At 78.1% G+C, this 17,900-nt stretch carries 17 protein-coding genes and 2 pseudogenes; 14 read left to right on the forward strand and 5 right to left on the reverse strand.

Annotation, left to right across the window (positions count from 1 at the left end; genetic code table 11):
- Positions 1-13 precede the first annotated feature (13 nt).
- The 9 genes and pseudogenes from cobI (at position 14) to cobA (ending at position 9,494) form a co-directional block, all read left to right on the forward strand.
- Complete coding sequence (cobI, locus tag AB0883_RS22520) at positions 14-778, forward strand: precorrin-2 C(20)-methyltransferase (RefSeq protein ID WP_366643362.1); 765 nt, start codon at positions 14-16, stop codon at positions 776-778.
- The gene (cobM, locus tag AB0883_RS22525) at positions 775-1,653 is read left to right on the forward strand and encodes a precorrin-4 C(11)-methyltransferase (protein WP_366643149.1); all 879 of its coding nucleotides are present in this window, start codon (positions 775-777) and stop codon (positions 1,651-1,653) included. The genes cobI and cobM overlap by 4 nt, the downstream gene beginning before the upstream one ends.
- On the forward strand, positions 1,653-2,798 hold the full coding sequence (locus AB0883_RS22530; RefSeq protein WP_366643150.1) for a cobalt-precorrin-5B (C(1))-methyltransferase: 1,146 nt from the start codon (positions 1,653-1,655) through the stop codon (positions 2,796-2,798). The genes cobM and AB0883_RS22530 overlap by 1 nt, the downstream gene beginning before the upstream one ends.
- On the forward strand, positions 2,795-4,027 hold the full coding sequence (gene cbiE, locus AB0883_RS22535; RefSeq protein ID WP_366643152.1) for a precorrin-6y C5,15-methyltransferase (decarboxylating) subunit CbiE: 1,233 nt from the start codon (positions 2,795-2,797) through the stop codon (positions 4,025-4,027). Before AB0883_RS22530 ends, cbiE begins: the two co-directional genes overlap by 4 nt.
- The gene (gene cobJ, locus AB0883_RS22540; protein ID WP_366643153.1) at positions 4,024-5,922 is read left to right on the forward strand and encodes a precorrin-3B C(17)-methyltransferase; all 1,899 of its coding nucleotides are present in this window, start codon (positions 4,024-4,026) and stop codon (positions 5,920-5,922) included. Before cbiE ends, cobJ begins: the two co-directional genes overlap by 4 nt.
- Positions 5,910-6,074: pseudogene (locus AB0883_RS22545) on the forward strand (4Fe-4S binding protein); the annotation flags it as partial. The gene cobJ and the pseudogene AB0883_RS22545, both read left to right, overlap by 13 nt.
- Before the next feature lie 29 nt (positions 6,075-6,103).
- Positions 6,104-7,195 carry a HoxN/HupN/NixA family nickel/cobalt transporter gene (locus AB0883_RS22550; RefSeq protein ID WP_366643154.1) on the forward strand — a complete coding sequence of 364 codons (1,092 nt, stop codon included), beginning with the start codon at positions 6,104-6,106 and terminating at the stop codon, positions 7,193-7,195.
- Positions 7,192-7,782 carry a precorrin-8X methylmutase gene (locus AB0883_RS22555; protein ID WP_366643155.1) on the forward strand — a complete coding sequence of 197 codons (591 nt, stop codon included), beginning with the start codon at positions 7,192-7,194 and terminating at the stop codon, positions 7,780-7,782. Before AB0883_RS22550 ends, AB0883_RS22555 begins: the two co-directional genes overlap by 4 nt.
- A complete protein-coding gene (gene cobA / locus AB0883_RS22560; RefSeq protein ID WP_366643156.1) occupies positions 7,779-9,494 on the forward strand; it encodes a uroporphyrinogen-III C-methyltransferase in 1,716 nt (571 codons plus the stop codon). Before AB0883_RS22555 ends, cobA begins: the two co-directional genes overlap by 4 nt.
- Before the next feature lie 10 nt (positions 9,495-9,504).
- Here the strand turns inward: cobA and crcB are convergent, their stop codons facing one another.
- The 3 genes from crcB to AB0883_RS22575 all read right to left on the reverse strand — a co-directional run bounded on the left by crcB (position 9,505) and on the right by AB0883_RS22575 (position 11,202).
- Positions 9,505-9,867 carry a fluoride efflux transporter CrcB gene (gene crcB, locus AB0883_RS22565; RefSeq protein ID WP_366643157.1) on the reverse strand — a complete coding sequence of 121 codons (363 nt, stop codon included), beginning with the start codon at positions 9,865-9,867 and terminating at the stop codon, positions 9,505-9,507.
- Positions 9,864-10,361, reverse strand: coding sequence for a CrcB family protein (locus tag AB0883_RS22570; RefSeq protein WP_366643158.1), 498 nt, complete (start codon positions 10,359-10,361; stop codon positions 9,864-9,866). Before AB0883_RS22570 ends, crcB begins: the two co-directional genes overlap by 4 nt.
- An 82-nt stretch (positions 10,362-10,443) precedes the next feature.
- Positions 10,444-11,202: a class I SAM-dependent methyltransferase gene (locus AB0883_RS22575; protein ID WP_366643159.1), complete on the reverse strand. Its 759-nt coding sequence runs from the start codon at positions 11,200-11,202 to the stop codon at positions 10,444-10,446.
- Positions 11,203-11,380: 178 nt separating this feature from the next.
- Between AB0883_RS22575 and AB0883_RS22580 the strand changes: the two genes are divergently transcribed.
- The 5 genes and pseudogenes from AB0883_RS22580 to AB0883_RS22600 all read left to right on the forward strand — a co-directional run bounded on the left by AB0883_RS22580 (position 11,381) and on the right by AB0883_RS22600 (position 14,179).
- Positions 11,381-11,809 carry a DUF6766 family protein gene (locus AB0883_RS22580; RefSeq protein ID WP_366643160.1) on the forward strand — a complete coding sequence of 143 codons (429 nt, stop codon included), beginning with the start codon at positions 11,381-11,383 and terminating at the stop codon, positions 11,807-11,809.
- A gap of 88 nt (positions 11,810-11,897) precedes the next feature.
- Entirely contained in the window at positions 11,898-12,350 is a 453-nt protein-coding gene (gene paaI / locus AB0883_RS22585; RefSeq protein WP_366643161.1) for a hydroxyphenylacetyl-CoA thioesterase PaaI, read from the forward strand.
- A gap of 70 nt (positions 12,351-12,420) precedes the next feature.
- On the forward strand, positions 12,421-13,527 hold the full coding sequence (locus AB0883_RS22590) for a nucleotide disphospho-sugar-binding domain-containing protein (RefSeq protein ID WP_366643162.1): 1,107 nt from the start codon (positions 12,421-12,423) through the stop codon (positions 13,525-13,527).
- Between the two features lie 84 nt (positions 13,528-13,611).
- Positions 13,612-13,941: pseudogene (locus AB0883_RS22595) on the forward strand (dienelactone hydrolase family protein); the annotation flags it as partial.
- A 94-nt stretch (positions 13,942-14,035) separates the two neighbouring features.
- The gene (locus AB0883_RS22600; RefSeq protein ID WP_366643163.1) at positions 14,036-14,179 is read left to right on the forward strand and encodes a dienelactone hydrolase family protein; all 144 of its coding nucleotides are present in this window, start codon (positions 14,036-14,038) and stop codon (positions 14,177-14,179) included.
- 37 nt (positions 14,180-14,216) lie between these two features.
- On the opposite strand, the gene AB0883_RS22605 is transcribed toward AB0883_RS22600, so the two are convergent.
- Positions 14,217-15,110, reverse strand: a complete 894-nt coding sequence (locus AB0883_RS22605; protein WP_366643164.1) for an aldo/keto reductase — start codon at positions 15,108-15,110, stop codon at positions 14,217-14,219.
- Between the two features lie 173 nt (positions 15,111-15,283).
- Positions 15,284-17,749 carry an AAA family ATPase gene (locus AB0883_RS22610; protein ID WP_366643165.1) on the reverse strand — a complete coding sequence of 822 codons (2,466 nt, stop codon included), beginning with the start codon at positions 17,747-17,749 and terminating at the stop codon, positions 15,284-15,286.
- Positions 17,750-17,900 lie beyond the last annotated feature (151 nt).

Here is a 17,900-nt window from a genome sequence, read left to right on the forward strand (position 1 = left end):
CAGCCGCGAGCCGGTGAACGGGCGCGCGGGCGCCGCGACGCTGACCGGGGTCGGGGTCGGTCCCGGCGACCCCGAACTGCTCACCCTGCGGGCGGCCCGGTTGCTTGCCGAGGCCGACGTGGTGTTCGTACCCGTGCTGGACCGGCTCGCCGCGGCCGGCGACGCGCCCCCGGGCCGGGCCGAGGCCACCGTGGCCGCGCACGTCGCGCCGGGCCGGCTGCGCCGGCTGCCGTTCGCCCTCGACGACCGGGGCGGGGTGACCGCCCGCCGGGAACGCGCCTGGGAGGACGCCGCGCGGGCGGTGCTCGACGCGGTCGACGGCGGCGCCCGCGCGATCGTCTTCGCCACCATCGGCGACCCGAACGTCTACTCCACCTTCGGCTACCTCGCGCAGGGTGTCCGCGCCCTGCGCCCGGCGGTCGAGGTGCGCACGGTCCCCGGGATCACCGCCATGCAGGACCTCGCGGCGCGCAGCGGCGTGCCGCTCTGCGAGGGCCGGGAACCGTTGACCCTGCTGCCGGCCACCGCCGGGCTGGCGCTCTTCGCCGACGCGCTCGCCGGCCCGGGCACCGTCGTGGCGTACAAGGGCTGGCGGCGGCACGCCGAGCTGGTCGCCGAGCTGCGCCGGCAGGGCCGCCTCGGCGAGGCCGTGCTGGGCCGGGGCCTCGGGCTGCCTGGCGAGCGGATCGGCGCGGTCACCGACGCGGCCGACGACCTGCCGTACCTGTCGACGCTGCTGGTCCCGGCCCGCCGGGACCGTAGGGGAGGAAAGCTGTGAGCACCGGGCCGATCGCGGGCCACGCCGAGGACGGCGGGCCGCCCAGCACGGGCAAGGTGTGGTTCGTCGGTGCCGGCCCCGGCGCGGCGGACCTGCTGACCCTGCGCGCCGCCCGGGTGATCGGCTCCGCCGACGTGGTGGTCTGGGCGGCCAGCCTGGTGCACGCCGACGTGCTCGCCCACGCCCGCGCCGACGCGGAGATCGTCGACTCGTCGCGGCTGCCGATCGAGGGCGTGCTGCCGCTCTACGAGCGCGCCGCCGCCGACGGGCTGACCGTCGCGCGGATCCACTCCGGCGACCCGGCGCTGTGGGGCGCGGTGCAGGAGCAGCTCGACCTGTGCCGGGCGCTCGGGCTGGCCGTGGAGATCGTCCCCGGCGTCTCGTCGTTCACCGCCGTCGCGGCGATCGTCGGCCGGGAACTCACCATCCCCGAGGTCGCCCAGTCGGTGATCCTCACCCGGCTGGAGGGCGGGAAGACCCCGATGCCGCCGGGCGAGCGGGTCCGCGAGTTCGCCCGGCACGGCACCACCATGGCCCTGTTCCTCTCCGCCGCCCGCTCCGGCCAGGCGCAGGCCGAGCTGCTGGCCGGCGGGTACCCGGCCGACACCCCGGTCGTGGTGGCGTACCAGGCGACCTGGCCCGACGAGCTGGTGGTGCGGTGCGCGCTCGGCGACCTGGAGGCCACCGTCAAGGAGCACAAGCTCTGGAAGCACACCCTCTTCCTGGTCGGCCCGGCGCTCGCCGCCGCCGGCACCCGCTCGCACCTCTACCACCCCGGGCACTTCCACACCTTCCGTCGGGCCGAGCCGGCCGCCCGCGCCGATTTGCGCCGTGCCCGCGCCGGCGGCGGGACACCGGGGGACGGGCGCGCCTGATGACGTACGCCGAGCCGCCGCTGCGCGAGCCGGACCTGCCGCGTACCGCGAAGGTCCGGCCGACCGCGCTGCGCACCGGGTGGACCACCGGCGCCTGTGCGACGGCGGCGACCAAGGCGGCGCTGACCGCCCTGGTCACCGGCGTGCCGCAGCGGCAGGTGGAGATCGGGCTGCCCGCCGGGCGGCGGGTCAGCTTTCCGGTGGCCCGCTGCGAGGTCGACGGCCGGGCGCGGGCGGAGGCGGTGGTGGTCAAGGACGCCGGCGACGACCCGGACGTCACGCACGGCGCCGAGCTGACCGCCACCGTGAGCTGGCGGGACACGCCCGGGCTGCGCCTCGACGGCGGGCCGGGCGTCGGCACCGTCACCAGACCGGGCCTCGGCCTGCCCGTCGGCGGGCCGGCCATCAACGAGACCCCGCGCCGCATGATCGGCCAGGCCGTCGCCGAGGTCGTCGACCTGACCGAGGTGGGCGTCCGGGTGGTGGTCAGCGTGCCGCGCGGCGAGATCATGGCCCGCAAGACCACCAACCGCCGGCTCGGCATCCTCGGCGGCATCTCCATCCTCGGCACCACCGGCGTCGTCCGCCCGTTCTCCACCGCGTCGTGGCGGGCCAGCGTGGTGCAGGCGGTGCACGTGATGGCCGCCCAGGGGGAGCGGACCGTGGTGCTGTGCACCGGCGGGCGCACCGAGCGGGCCGCCCGCGCGCTGCTGCCGGAGCTGCCCGAGGTGTGCTTCGTGGAGGTCGGCGACTTCACCGGCGCGGCCGTCACCGCCGCCGTGGGCGACGGGATGACCGGCGTGGTCTTCGTCGGGATGGCCGGCAAGCTGGCCAAGCTCGCGGCCGGCATTCTGATGACCCACTACACCCGGTCCAAGGTGGACCTCTCGCTGCTCGGGGCGGTCACCGCCGAGGCGGGCGGCGACCCCGCGCTGGTGGCGGCGGTCACCGCCGCGAACACCGGGCGGCACGCGTACGAGCTGTGGGAGGCCGCCGGGCTGCTCGGCGCCGCCGGCGACCTGCTCTGCCACCGGGTGCGGCAGGTGCTGCTCCGGTTCGCCGGCGACGCCGTCACCGTCGACGTCGCCATGGTCGACTTCGCCGGCGACCGGGTGGTCGCGTCCTCGGGCCGGTGGGCGGCGTGACCGCCGGAGAGCCGGTCGCGGGCGTCGGGCCGGCGGTGACCGTGGTCGGGATCGACGCCGCGGGCGGAGCCGCGCACCCCGCCGCTGCGCCCGCGCTCGCCGGGGCCCGGCTGGTGGTCGGCGCGGCCCGGCACCTGGCCGCCGTCCGCCTGCCGGCCGACGCCGACACCGTCGCCCTCGGGCCGCTGGCGTCCGCGCTGGGGCGGCTGGCCGACGCCGTCGCCGCCGGGAGTCCCGCCGTCGTCCTGGCCAGCGGCGATCCCGGACTGTTCGGGGTGGTCCGGGCGTTGCGGGCGGCCGGGCTGCCGCTGCGGGTGCTGCCGGCCGTGTCCAGCGTGGCCGCCGCGTTCGCCCGCGCGGGCCTGCCCTGGGACGGCGCGGCCGTGGTCACCGCGCACGGCCGCGACCCCCGGCCCGCGCTGAACGCGTGCCGGGCGCTGCCCGCCGTCGCGGTGCTCACCGCCCCGGGCGCCGGGGCCGCCGAGCTGGGCGCGGGGCTGGTCGGCTGGACGCGCCGCCTGCTCGTCGCCGAACACCTCGGCACCGACGCCGAACGGATCACCGAGACCACCCCCGAGCAGGCCGCCGGCCGCGCCTGGGCCGACCCGCACGTGCTGCTCAGCCTCGCCGGTGAGCCCGGCGCGGCCGGGATGCGGGCGGACAACCAGCCGGCCGCCGCCCCGGCCGGCGGGTGGGCGCTGCCCGAGTCCGCCTACGCCCACCGCGATTCCATGATCACCAAGTCGGAGGTACGCGCCCTCGCCGTCGCCCGCCTGCGTCCCCGCCTCGGCCGGCTGGTCTGGGACGTCGGCGCGGGCAGCGGCTCGGTCGGGATCGAGTGCGCCCTGCTCGGCGCGGCCGTGATCGCGGTGGAGCGTGATCCGGCGGCGCCGGTGGGCGCCAACGCCGCCCGGCACGGCGTCGACGTGCGGGTGGTGGCCGGCGCCGCCCCCGGGGCGCTGCACGGGCTGCCCGATCCCGACGCCGTCTTCGTCGGCGGCGGCGGCACCGACGTGCTCGCCGCCGTGGCGCACCGCCGGCCCGACCGGGTGGTGGCCGCCCTCGCCGCCGTCGACCGGGTCGCCCCCGCCGTCGGGCTGCTGCGCGCCGCCGGCTACGCCGTGCAGGGCGTCCAGCTCTCCGCCGCCCGCCTCGCCGACCTGCCCGGCGGGTCCGTCCGACTCGCGGCCACCAACCCGGTGGTCGTCCTCACCGGGGAGCGCCCGTGAACCACCCGCCCGCCGCCACGGACCAGCCGGCCCGCATCGGGCTCGTCGCCGCCACCGCCGCCGGCCGGCGGCACGCCCGCACCCTCGCCGACGCCTGGCCGCACGCCCGCGTCGTCACGGCGGACACCGTCGCGGACGCGCTGCGCGCCGCCTGGACCGGGTACGACGCCGTGGTGGCGTTCCTGGCCACCGGGGCGGTGGTGCGCATCCTCGCTCCGCTGCTCGGCGACAAGCGCAGCGACCCGGCCGTGGTGGTGGTCGACGAGGCGGCCCGGCACGCGGTCGCGCTGCTCGGCGGCCACGCCGGGGGCGGCAACGACCTCGCCGCGCGGGTCGGCGCGCTGCTCGACGCCAACCCGGTGGTCACCACCGCCACCGACGCCGTCGGCCTGCCCGGCCTGGACACCCTCGGCTGGCACGTCGAGGGCGCCGTCGCCGCCGTCGGCCGCGCCATCCTCGACGGCGAGCCGGTGACCCTCGTCGCCGACGCCACCTGGCCGCTGCCCGCCCTGCCTGACAACGTGCGCCCCGCCCCCGCCGGGCCGCACCCCTCCGCCCCCGCCGGGCCGCCGATCCCCGCCCCCGCCGGACCGGCGGACTTCGCCCCCGCCGGGCCGTCGACCCTCGCGCCCGCCGGGCCGGTGGACTTCGCCCCCGCGCCCGCCGGGCCGGTGGACCCCGGTCGGGGCGGCGTCGGGTCCGGGCCGGCCGGGCCGGCGGTCGACGGCGGGTACCGGCTGCTGGTCACCGACCGGGTGGTGCCGCTCGACGACCGGACCGCCGTGCTGCGGCCCCCGTCGCTGGTCGCCGGGGTCGGGTCCAGCCGGGGCGTGCCCGCCGCCGAGGTGCGCGGCCTGCTGGACCGGGTGCTCGCCGAGGCCGGTCTCAGCCCGGCCAGCCTGCGGCACCTGGCCAGCGCCGACATCAAGGCCGACGAGGCGGGCATCCGGGCGACCGCCGACGCGCTCGGCGTACCGCTGGTGACGCATCCGGCGGCGGAGCTGGCGGCGGTCGACGTGCCGCACCCCAGCGAGGTGGTCCGTGCCGCCGTCGGCACCCCCAGCGTCGCCGAGGCGGCGGCGCTGCTCGGCGGTGGCGCCGAGCTGCTGGTGCCGAAGACCGCGACGGCGATGGCCACCGTCGCCGTCGCCCGGCACGCCCCGCGCGGCCGGCTGGCGATCGTCGGCCTCGGGCCCGGCGCGGCGGACCTGCGCACCGCCCGCGCGGTGACCGAGCTGCGCCGCGCCGCCGTGGTCGTCGGCCTGGACCAGTACGTCGACCAGGTGCGCGACCTGCTGCGCCCCGGCACCCGGGTGCTCGCCAGCGGGCTCGGCGCCGAGGAGGAACGGGCCCGTGCCGCCGTCGCGGAGGCCACCGCCGGTCACGCCGTGGCGCTGGTCGGCTCCGGCGACGCCGGCGTGTACGCGATGGCCAGCCCCGCCCTCGAGTACGCCGACGAGCGGATCGACGTGCTCGGCGTGCCCGGGGTGACCGCCGCGCTGGCCGCCGGGGCGCTGCTCGGCGCGCCGCTCGGCCACGACCACGCCTACCTGAGCCTGTCCGACCTGCACACGCCGTGGGAGGTCATCGCCCGCCGGGTCGCCGCTGCCGCCGAGGGCGACTTCGTGGCGCTGCTCTACAACCCGCGCAGCCGGGCCCGGGACTGGCAGCTCGGCGCGGCGCTGGAGGTCTTCGCCGCGCACCGGCCGCCGGACACCCCGGTCGGGGTGGTGCGCAACGCCAGCCGGGCCGGCGAGCGGGTGCACCTGGCCACCCTGGCGACCCTCGACGCGGCGCTGGTCGACATGTACAGCGTCGTCGTGGTGGGCAGCAGCCAGACCCGGATCGTGGCCGGCCGGATGGTCACCCCGAGGGGGTACCGGTGGCGGCCGTGACCATCGGCGCCTGCCAGGGCTGCGGCGCCTGCCTGCTCACCTGCCCGACGCACGCGATCCGGCCGGTGCCCGGCGGCCTCGCCGTGCGCGCCGACCGCTGCACGGGCTGCCTGGAATGCCTGGAGATCTGCCCGGTGGACGCGATCCGCGCCACGGACACCGACGAACGTGGAGGGACCAGATGAGTTCGACCGCGCTCAGCGCCGCACCACCGGCCGGCCCGTGGAGCCGCGCCGAACGGGCACGCCTCGGCGGCATCGTGCTGGCCGTCGCCGTGCTGCACGTCGCCGGCTGGAGCCTCTACCTGTACTGGAACGACCAGCCGGCCGCGGCCGGCGGCCTCGCCGGGGCCGGCACGCTGGCGTACCTGCTCGGGGTGCGGCACGCCTTCGACGCCGACCACATCGCGGCGATCGACGACACCACCCGGCTGATGCTGCTGCGCGGTCGGCGCCCGGTCGGCGTCGGCTTCTTCTTCGCGCTCGGGCACAGCGCGGTGGTGCTGCTGCTGGCCCTTGTCGTCGGCCTCGCCTCGGCCAATCTCGCCGGGCCGGGCCTGGCCGAGGCGCGCGAGGTGGGCGCCACCGTGGCGATCGTCACCGCCACCGTCTTCCTCGCCCTGGTCGCGGCCCTCAACGCGGCGGTGCTGGCCGGCCTGGCCCGGCTCTGGCGGCGGCTGCGCCACGGCGACCTGGACGAGCGGGAGCTGGACCTGCACCTGCTCAACCGGGGGCTGGTGCAGCGCGTGCTCGGCTCCCGGGCCCGGGCGCTGGTGCGCTCCTCCTGGCACATGGCGCCGGTCGGGTTCCTCTTCGGCCTCGGCCTGGAGACCGCGAGCGAGGTGACCCTGCTCGCCCTGTCGGCGAGCACGGCCGCCGCCGGCGGGCTGCCGGTGCTCGCCCTGCTCACCCTGCCGCTGCTCTTCGCGGCCGGCATGTCGGCCATGGACACCGCCGACAGCCTGCTGATGAGTCGGGCCTACTCGTGGGCGTACCGGCAGCCGGCCCGTCGGCTCTACTACAACCTGGCCACCACGGCCGTGACGGTGCTGGTCGGCGCCCTCGTCGCCAGCGTCTACGCCGCCGGCCTGCTGGTCGACCACCTCGGGGTGTCGGCGCTGTCCGGGTACGCGGGGATCGCCGGGCACTTCGAGCAGCTCGGGTACGCCGTCGTGGCCCTGTTCGTGCTCGCCTGGGCCGGGGCGGTGGCGCTGTGGAAGCTGGGCCGCTACGACGAGCGCTACGGCGTGGCCGCGACGGAGGTGCGACAGTGAGCCGGGTCGTGCACCCCATCGAGCGGGAGTCCTACCGCATCCTGCGCTCCCGGGTCGACCTGACCCACCTGCCGCCGCTGACCCGGGCCGTCACCGAGCGGGTGGTGCACGCCAGCGCCGACCTCGACTACGTCGCCGACCTGGTCTGCGACGAGGCGGCCCTCGCGGGCGGGCTGGCCGCCCTGCGCGCCGGCGCGCCGGTGGTCACCGACGTGGCGATGGTCGCCGCGGGCGTCACCGGGCGGGACACGGTCTGCCCGGTCGCCGAGCCCGCCGCCGCCGAGCTGGCCCGGGCGGCCGGCATCACCCGGTCGGCGGCGGCGGTGCGGATCGCCCTGGAGCGGGTGGGTCCCGGCGCGGTCTGGGTGGTCGGCTGCGCGCCGACCGCACTGGAGCAACTGATCACCCTGGACGCCCGGCCGGCGCTGGTCGTCGGGCTGCCGGTCGGCTTCGTCGGCGCCGCCGAGTCGAAGGCGGCGCTGCGGGCCAGCGGCCTGCCCGGGGTGTCCAACCGGGGCGAGAAGGGCGGTTCGGCGGTCGCCGCCGCCGCCCTCAACGCCCTGCTGTACGTGGAGGAGGAGCAGTGAGCGCTCTGGTCATCGTCGGGCACGGCACGCGCAGCGCGGCCGGGGTCGAGCAGTTCGTCGCGTTCGTCGAGCGGGTACGCCGCCGCGCCGCCGGCGCCCTCGGCGACGTCGAGGGCGGCTTCATCGAGCTGTCCCGGCCGCCGCTGACCGACGCGGTCGGCGCGCTCGTCGAGCGGGGGCACCGCTCGCTGGTCGCCCTGCCGCTGGTGCTGACCGCCGCCGGGCACGGCAAGGGCGACATCCCCGCCGCGCTGGCCCGCGAGCGGGAGCGCCATCCCGGCCTCAGCTACGTCTACGGCCGGCCGCTGGGCCCGCACCCGCTGCTGCACACCGCGCTGGAGCAGCGCGTCGACGCCGCCCTCGCCGGCGACGACCGGGCCGGCACCTGGGTGGCGTTGATCGGGCGCGGCTCCACCGACCCGGACGCCAACGCCGAGGTCGCCAAGGTGGCCCGGCTGCTCTGGGAGGGTCGCGGCTACGCCGGCGTCGAGCCGGGCTTCGTCTCGCTGGCCGAGCCCTCGGTGCCGGCGGTGCTGGAGCGGCTGCGCCGGCTCGGCGCCCGGCGGATCGTCGTCGCGCCGTACTTCCTCTTCGCCGGGGTGCTGCCGGACCGGATCGTCGCGCAGTCGACCGCGTTCGCCGCCGCCCATCCCGAGCTGGACGTGCGGGTGGCCGACCTGATCGGCGACTGCGACGCGCTCGCCGACCTGGTCCTCGAACGGCACGCCGAAGCGCGTCGCGGCGACATCCGGATGAACTGCGACACCTGCGCGTACCGGGTGCTGATGCCGGGCTTCGCCGACAAGGTGGGCCGGCCGCAGACGCCGCACGACCACCCCGACGACCCGGTCGGCGGCCACGGCCACCACCACGGGCACGGGCACGACCATCACGACCACCACGGCCACGACCACCACGGCCACGACCACCACGGCCACGACCACCACGGTGCCGGCCCGCGCCGGGGCCAGGTCGCCGTGGTCGGTGGCGGGCCCGGGCCGGACGACCTGATCACCGTACGGGGCAGGACGCTGCTGGACGCGGCGGACGTGGTGGTGGTCGACCGGCTCGCCCCGCGCGGACTGCTCGCCGGGCTGCGCCCGGGGGTGGAGGTCATCGACGCGGCGAAGGTGCCCCGGGGACCCGCGATGGGGCAGGACGCGATCAACGCCGCCCTCGTCGCGCACGCCCGCGCCGGGCGGCGGGTGGTGCGGCTCAAGGGCGGCGACCCGTACGTCTTCGGGCGCGGCCACGAGGAGGTGCAGGCCTGCGCGGCGGCCGGGGTGGACGTGACCGTGGTCCCCGGGGTGACCAGCGCGGTCGCCGCGGCGGCCCTGGCCGGGGTGCCGGTCACCCACCGGGGCGTCGCGCACGACGTCACCGTCGTCTCCGGGCACCTGCCGCCCGGGCACCCGGACTCGCTGGTCGACTGGGCGGCGCTGGGCCGGGCCCGGGGCACCCTGGTGCTGCTGATGGCCGTGGACACGGTGGACAAGATCGCCGCGGTCCTGGTGGAGCACGGCCGGGCCCCGGACACCCCGGTCCTCGCCGTGCAGGACGCCGGGCATCCCGACCAGCGCACCGTGACCGCCCGGCTGGACGAGATCGGCGCGGTGGCCGCCCGGGAGCGGATCGCCCCGCCGGCCGTCTTCGTCCTCGGCCCGGTGGTCGACCTGCGCCTGCCCGACGGGCCGGCGGACCCGGGCCGCTGAACCGCCCCGCTCAGCCGGCGACGGCCCGGGCCAGGGCGAAACCGGCGGTGGCGGCGCCGAGGCCGGCGGCCACGCTGGACAGCACGTTGACCAGCGCGAGGAACCGCCGGCCCCGGCGCGCCAGCCGCAGCGTCTCGTACCCGAAGGTGGAGTACGTGGTCAGCGCGCCGCAGAAGCCGGTGCCGAGCAGGGCGCCGACGGTTGGGCCGACGGGCAGCCCGGCCAGGAGACCGAGCAGCAGCGATCCGGCCACGTTGACGGTCAGCGTGCCCCACGGGTAGGCGCCGCCGACCCGGGCCTGCACCGCCCGGTCGGTGAGGTAACGCAGGGGCGCGCCGACGGCCGCGCCGAGCGCGATCAGCAGGACGGTCACCGGCCGGCCCCGCGCTCCGGCCGGCCGTGGCGAGGGGCGTCGAGCAGCCGGCCGGTGACGGCGTCGCCGAGCCAGACCGCGACCAGCGCGCCGAGCAGGGTCGCGGCCAGGTAGCCCAGGGCCACCTGCGGCGCGCCGGCGTCGAGCGCCAGGCGGACGTCCACCGCGTACGTGGCGAAGGTGGTGTAGCCGCCGAGGACGCCCACGCCGAGGAACGGGCGCAGCAGCGGTCGGCGGCCACCGGAGCGCTCCAGCGCCGCCATCAGGACGCCGATCAGCAGGCACCCGGTCAGGTTGACGGCGAAGGTGGCAAACGGGAAGCCCGTCGGGCCGTGCGGGACGGCGTGCTGGAGGCCGGCCCTGGCCAGGGCGCCGAGCGCGCCGCCGGCCGCGACGGAGCCGAGCACCGCGCCGGGCCGGGCGGCCAGCTCGCCCCGGTCGGCGGGTACGCGCAGGTCGACGTCGGGGTCGACCCGCGGATCCGGTCCGGTCACCTCGCCCTCCCCGCCGGTGCCACGGGCGGGACCTCGGCGCGCGCCCGCCAGCCTAGCGCCCGGCTCGGCGGTCGTCGGGGCGTCAGCGCACCCCGGCGACGGCGGCGTCGGGGCCGCCCCGCCACACGGTGCCCACCTCGGCGAAGCCGGCGGCGGTCAGCGCGGACAAGTGCCAGGAGACCGGCGGGTTCCACTCCGGGCTGTGCCCCGTGGGGTAGATGTCGCGCCGCTGCGCGACGAGCGGCCGCAGCGCCGGGTCGGCTTCCGCCCGGTCCCACCACTCCGACCAGGACAGCGCGGCGCCGGCGGCGTACCGGGCCGCCCGCCGGTCCCGGGCCCGGTCGAGCAGGCGCTTGGTGAGCTGCGGCAGGGCGTCGTCGGGCATGTGGTCGGCGTTGACCAGGATGCCGCCCGGCCGCAGCAGCTCGCGCAGCTCGGCGTAGAGCCGTTCGAGCCGTTCGGCCGGCAGCCAGTGCAGCGCGGTGGCGGTGAGGACGGCGTCGTACTCGCGGTGGGGCAGTGAGGCGTGCCAGTCGGGCCGGCTCAGGTCGGCGGTGACGACGGTGACCCGGTCCCCGAGCGAGGCGCGGGCGAGGGCGAGCAGCGCCGGGTCGAGGTCCACCAGGGTCACCTCGGCGTGGGGGAAGCGGCGCAGCGTCCGGTCGGAGATGGTGCCGGTGCCGCCGGCCAGGTCGAGCAGCCGCAGCCGGTCGTCGTCGCGGACCGCGTCGACCGCGTCGAGCATCGCCGCGAACCGGTGCTCCCGGTCCGGCAGGTACGCCTCCTGCTGGCGGTCCCAGCTCTCCTGCCAGGCCGCGACATCCGTGATGTAAGGACTCATGTGGGCCAGGCTAGTTACGGAAGCGGGGCGCGTCCAGATGTTGTTGCCAAAGATTTGCAACAACTCCGCGACGGAGAGGCGCGGGCGTGGCGGGCCCCGCCACGCCGGCGCGCCGTTTTGTCGTGCTTGCCCCGGGGCATAGGCCCCATACCTGGGGACTCGTCGAAAGGGGAGCGCGATGTCCGACACGACGACCTCCGGCGCGCGGCCGGCCGGAGCCACGTCCCGGGACGGGCGGTCACGCCGCCGGGCGGAGGGGCCGCCGTTCCGCAAACCGAGGTGGCCCAGGGCGTACGCCTTCGCGCTGGTGACCGGGGCGCTGTTCCTGCTCTCCTGGATCGCGCAGTTCGTCTTCCAGGCCACCGTGGCGGGCGACGAGGCGAGCCAGCACGGCCGGCCCTTCGCCTGGGCCGACTTCCTGCCGCAGTTCCTCGCCTCCACCTTCGAGAACTGGCAGTCCGAGTTCCTCCAGTTGATCTGGCAGGCGGCGGGGCTGGCCCTGTTCTACCACTGGGGTTCCTCCCAGTCCCGCGAGTCCGACGAGCGGATCGAGGCGAAGCTGGACGCGCTGCTGCGCGAGCGCGACCTGGACCCGGAGAACCCGTGACGGGTGCCGTCGGTGCCGTACGCGGGCCGGCGTACGGTACCGGGGCCGGCGGTCGAGGGGGCCGCCCCGGACGGGTGCGGAGCGGTCGATGGGCGGGACGGGCGGATCGTCGAGCAGCGGCGGGACGGCCGAGGTGGCCGGGCGCAACGCCGCGTACGACATGTTCGCCGCCGACGTCGCCTCCCGGGGGCTCGGCATCGAGCTGGTGGAGGCCGCCGACGGCGCGGCCGTGGCCCGGATGCGGGTGACCGCCGCGATGGTCAACGGCCACGCCATCGCCCACGGCGGCTTCGTGTTCCTGCTCGCCGACACCGCCTTCGCGTTGGCCTGCAACAGCCACGGCCCCGCCACCGTCGCCGCCGGCGGCGAGATCAGCTTCGTCCGTCCCGCCCGCGAGGGTGACCTGCTGACGGCGCGCGCCACCGAACGCACCCGGTACGGCCGCAGCGGCATCTACGACGTCACCGTCACCCGGGACGACGGCGCGGTGGTGGCCGAGTTCCGGGGCCGCAGCCGCACCCTGCCCCCGCCCGCCGGCTGAACCCGCCGTCGTCCGGGCCGCCCCGTCCGGTGCCCCCACGGCGGGCCCCGCCGGGGCTAGCATCGGCGCGGTGCGAGTACTGGTGGTCTCCGCGCCGTTGATCGGGCACGTCGCCCCGCTGCTGCCGCTGGCCGCCGCGCTGCGCGACGCCGGGCACGAGGTGCTCGTCGCCACCGCCGCCGACGGGCTGCGGGCGGCGCGCCCCGGGGTGCCGGCACGCGACGTCGCGCCGGCGTTCGACTTCGGACGCATCGCCCGCCGCGTGCTGCTGCGCCACCCGCTGATCGCCCGGGCCGAGCTGGCCGGCACAGGCGGCACCCGGGGCGCCGGGCTGCTCTTCGGCGCGGTCAACGACCAGCTCGCCGACGGGGTGGTCGCCGTGGCCCGGGAGTGGCAGCCCGATCTCGTCATCCACGAGCCGTTCGCGGTGGCCGGGGCGCTCGCCGCCGCGACGCTCGGCGTGCCCGCCGTACGCCAGGAGAACGCCCTTTTCGACGGCCGCGAGCTGGCCCGGGCCACCCTGGCGCGGCTGGGGCCGGCGCTGCGCCGGCACGGCCTGACCGCGCTGCCGCCGCCGGCCGCCGCGATCGCCGTCGCCCCGCCCAGCGTGCTGCGTCAGGACGGCTGGCCGATGCGCTACGCCACCGAGGCCGGCGGCGAGCTGCCGGACTGGCTGCGCGAGCCGGGGGAGCGGCCACGGGTGCTGGTCAGCCGCAGCACCCTCGTCGGCCCCGGCAGCGCCGGACCGATGCCGGCCGTCGTCGCCGTCGCCGACCGGGTCGACGCCGAGTTCGTGCTGGTCCGCCCGGAGGCGCGGCTGGCCCGCCGGGCGCTGCCCGGCAACGTGCGTACGGTCGACTGGATCCCGATCCCCGCGGCCCTGCCGGCGAGCGCGGCGCTGGTCCACCACGGCGGCGCGGGCAGCGTCCTCAGCGCGCTGATCGCCGGGGTGCCGCAGCTGGCCACCGTCGGGGCGGGCGACCGGCGGCACAACGCCGGGCTGGTGGCCGCGCGCGGGGTCGGCATCGCGGTGCGCACCCGCGACATCACCGCCGACACCCTGACCCGGCTCGTCACCGACACCGCGCTGCGCGACGCGGCGCGGCAGGTCAGCGCCGAGATCGCCGCCATGCCGGGGCCGAGCGAGCTGGTGCGGCGGCTGGAGTCGCTGCGCTGACCCGGCGCCGACGGCCCACCGGCGTCGGCGCCCCGGCGCGAGCGTCGGGCCGGTCCTGTCGCAACCGTCAGACATCATGTCCCGATGGGACACGTCGTGCTGTTTCATTCCGCCTACGGGCTGCGACCCGCCGTGTTGACGGCCGCCGACCGGCTGCGCGCCGCCGGCCACCACGTCGTCACCCCCGACCTCTACGGCGCGCCGGCCGTCGACACGATCGAGGAGGGCTTCGCCCTGCTCGACGAGGTCGGCGAGGCGGCCGTGATGGGCCGGGCCAGGGCGGCGCTGCGCGAGGCGCCGCCCGAGGCGGTGCTGGCCGGGTTCTCCATGGGGGCCGGGGTGGCCGGCGCGCTGCTGGCCGAGCGCCCCGCCGCCGCCGCGCTGCTGCTGTTGCACGGCGCCGGCGGCGCGCCGGAGGCGGTCCGGCCGGGCCTGCCGGTGCAACTGCACATGGCCGACCCGGACGAATACCCCCCCGGAGCCCGAGCTCGGCCGGTGGCAGCGGGCGATGACCGGGGCGGGCGCGGAGCTGAGCGTCCACCGCTATCCCGGCGTGGGTCACCTCTACACCGACCCCGACCTGCCCGACCACGACCCGGCGGCCGCCAGCCGGACCTGGGACCGGGCGGTCGCCTTCCTCGACGGTCGCTGACGCGCCGCGCCGCCGTACGGGCGGGGGGGGTCCGCCGTCAGCGGAGACGGGCCAGCTCCTCGGGGGTGAGCCGGATCGCCCCGGCCGCCACGTTCTGCGCCAGGTGCCCCGGGTCGCCGGTGCCGGGGATGGCCAGCACGTGCGGCCCCTGGTGCAGCGTCCAGGCCAGGCGGATCTGGTGCGGGGTCGCGCCGTGCGCGTGCGCCACCGCCCGTACGGCCTCCTCGTGGTCGCCGCCCGCGCCCGCCTCCCGCCCGCCGCCCGCGATCGCGAAGAACGGCACGAAGGCGATCCCCCGCTCGCCGCAGACGCGCAGCAGTTCGTCGGCCCACCGGTTCACGTCGAGGGCGTACGCGTTCTGCACGCACACCACGGGCGCGATGTCCCGTGCCTCGTCCAGGTGGTCCACCCGCACGTTGGACAGGCCGAGATGCCGGATCAGCCCGGCGTCGCGCAGCTCGGCGAGGGCGGCGAACCGCTCCGCCACCGAGTCCCGTCCGGGTCGCCGGACGATCCGCAGGTTGACCACGTCCAGGTGGTCCCGACCCAGCCGGCGCAGGTTCTCCTCCACCTCCCGGCGCAGCTCCGCCGGGGTCAGTTCCCGGTGCCGGGTCGCCGCGTCGAAGGACGGCCCGACCTTGGTGGTGATGACCAGGTCGTCCGGGTACGGCGCGAGGGCCTCGCGGATCAGGTCGGTGGCGTACCGGGGTGAGCCGGTGCCGACGCCGAGCGGCCCGCCCGGCGAGACGTAGAAGGCGGCGGTGTCGATGTGGTTGACCCCCAGTTCGACGGCCCGGCGCAGGACGCGGACGGCGCGCGCCCGGTCCGGGTCGACGGTGAGCCGCATGGAGCCGAACCCCATCCGGTGCACGGTGCGGTCGCCGAGCGTCCAGGTGCCGGCGGCGGAAGCGGTGGTCTCTTCGACAGGCATCGGGCGAACCTAGCCAGTCGGCGTCGCCCCGCGCACTCGGTCGGCCGCCCGATACCGCCCGGATCGGGCGCCTGTTAGCTTGGATCGTGGGGGAGGTCCGCCTGGCCGCCCCACACTCCCCGCCGCGTCCGGCACCCCGTTCGACGGGGCGGCCGGCACCCTGCCAGCCCCGCTCACGCCGCGATCGGCGTCCCGCGCGGCAGGACCCATCTCGGCCGCTGCCCGCGCCCCTGCCGCCGCGCCGTCCCGCCCGGCCCGGGGGCGGACGGGACGCCGCCGCCGTCTGCCGTCCCGTGCGGGGCAACCGCCCGACCGGGGCCGGCGGACCGGCTCACCCGGTCGGGGCCGGCAGCCCGGTCGGAACCGGTGGTCCGATCGGGGCCGGCCGTCGGGCCGGAGGTGGCCGTCGGGTCGGGGCCGGCGGTCAGGCCGAGGGCGGCCGTCGGATCGGGGCCGACCAAGGGGACGCGACCGCGGGCAACGGTCCGTCCGCGCAGCTCCACCACCCGGGCGCCCCCGACACGTTCGGAGGGGACGGCGACCAGCGGACCGGGCACGGGACGCGCCCCCGGCACCACCGCGACCCGGGGCATGTCGGCGACCCGGGGCAGGGTCGCGCCGTGGGGCAGGGTCGCGCCGTGGGGCAGGGTCGCGCCCTTGGTCAGAGCCGCGCCCTGGGGCAGGGTCGCGACCTGAGGCGCGGTGGCGGGCCGGGGCGTCGCGGAGAAACGGGACGTGGTGGCGGGCCGGGGCGTCGCAGGGAAAAGGGGCGTGGTGGCGGGCCGCCGGAGCGGTGCCGGGTGCGCCCCGCGCGCGTCCCGGGCCGCCGGGCGGTCGGCGCCGGCGCGCGCCGGCACCGGCGGGACCTGGGCGGTGGGGGCGTGGAGGACCACGGGCACCGACGGCGCATCCGCCTCCGCCGGCCGCCCGGCCCGGCGGGCGAACGCGGCCCGCGCCGCCCTCGGCAGCCGGGCGTACGCGACCTCGCGGACCACCGCGTCGGCCACGGCGTACCGGCCGTCGGCGCGGGCGACCAGCAGACCCGTCGCGGCCAGCGCGCGCAGCACCGGGGCGGCCCGCCCGGGGGCCCAGTCGAGCAGGCGCGCCACCGTCGGGGCGCTGATCCCCGCGCCGACGGTCGCGACGGCCATCAGCACGGCCCGCCGCGCCCCGTCGAGGCGGTCCAGCCGGGCGTCGACCTCCCGGCGCACCGTCTCCGGCACGGACTGCGCCGTGCCCAGCGACGCCACGTACGCGGCGGCCCGCCCCGGATTGCCGCCGACGAGAGGCAGCAGCCGGGCGATCGCCGCCGGCCGGTCGGCCCGGCCGAGCAGGTGGCGCAGCAGCCGTCCGGTCTCCACGGGGCGCAGCGGCGGCACCGCCAACCGGTGCCGCCGACCCCGCGGGCCGGGCCACACCTCCGTCCACTCGGGACGGTGCAGCGCCACCACCACCAGCGGCAGGGACCGCGCGGTGGCCGCCGCGAAGAGCCGGTGCAGGAAGCGGTTCAGCGCCGCGGTGGCGCGGTCGAGGTCGTCCACCGCCACCATCACCGGCTGCCGGGCGGCGAGCCCCAGGAGCGCCTCGCGTGCCACCTCGGCGCCCCGCGCCGCGTCGCCGGAGCCGTCCGGCGTGGCCAGCAGCGCCTCCAGCGCGTACACCGCCTCGGTCAGGCCGGCGGGCGGCACCAGGTCCGTGAGGGCGGCGGTGAGCCGCCGCCGGACCGTCGCGGGCGGCTCACCGGGGCGCAGGCCGGCGAGCCCGCGCACCAGGTCCGCGACGGGCGCCAGGGGCTCCGGGTACGGCGGGCAGTGCGCGACGCACCAGCGCACCGGCGCCCCGTCCACGGTCCGTAGCGCCCGGGTCAGCTCGTGCAGCAGCCGGCTGCGTCCGCTGCCGGCGGGGCCGACCAGCGACAGCCAGCGCGGGTCGCGGCCACGGACGGCCCGGACGATCAGGTCCCGGGCGGCGGCCAGTTCCCGCCGCCGCCCGACCAGCGGCCCCTCGTGCCGGGGCGGGACCGGTCGGGTCGTGCCGGTGGCGTGCCACACGTCGACCGGCAGCGCCTTGCCGGCCAGGGCCACCGGCGGTACGCGGCGCTGGCCGACCAGCCCCACGGTGGCGCGGTGGGTGGCCGGGCAGAGCGCCACCCCGCCCGGCGGGGCGTACTCCTGCAACCGCGCGGCGGTGGTGATCACCGCGCCGCTGGCCACGCCGTGCCCGCCGTCGCGCGCCGCGGCGAGGTCCACCAGCGCCTCACCGGTGGCCACCCCGGCCCGGACCCGCAGGCGCGGCGCGCCGGGCGGCGGTCGCCGGTCGAGGGCCCCCTGGATCTCCAGCGCCGCCCGCACCGCCCGGTACGCGTCGAACCCGTCGGACCGGCGGGCCCCGAACAGGGCCATCACCGCGTCGCCAACGTACTTCTCGACCACCCCGTGCCACCGGCGCAGCACCCCGCCCACGGTGTCGAAGTACGCCCGTTGCAGGATCCGCACGTCCTCGGGGTCGAGCCGGTCGACGAGCGCGGTCGACCCGACGATGTCGACGAACAGCACGGTGACGAGGCGTCTCTCCTCCGGCACCGGCCAGCCTGCCGACGTGAGCCGCTGCGAACCGACGACGATGGTGGGCATGGGCATCGCACCCGCCTTTCCCCACGGTGGCTGACGACGCCTCGGACACTGTCACCGATCCGCCGACGGGGGATCTGCCGAACGACGTATGTCGACGGTGCGCAACCTTCGGTCGCAATGTCGACGCGAGGAGTACCGCGGGCGCGAAAGACCCGTA

The sequence above is a fragment of the Micromonospora sp. NPDC047812 genome (assembly GCF_040704175.1).
Lineage (GTDB): Bacteria > Actinomycetota > Actinomycetes > Mycobacteriales > Micromonosporaceae > Micromonospora.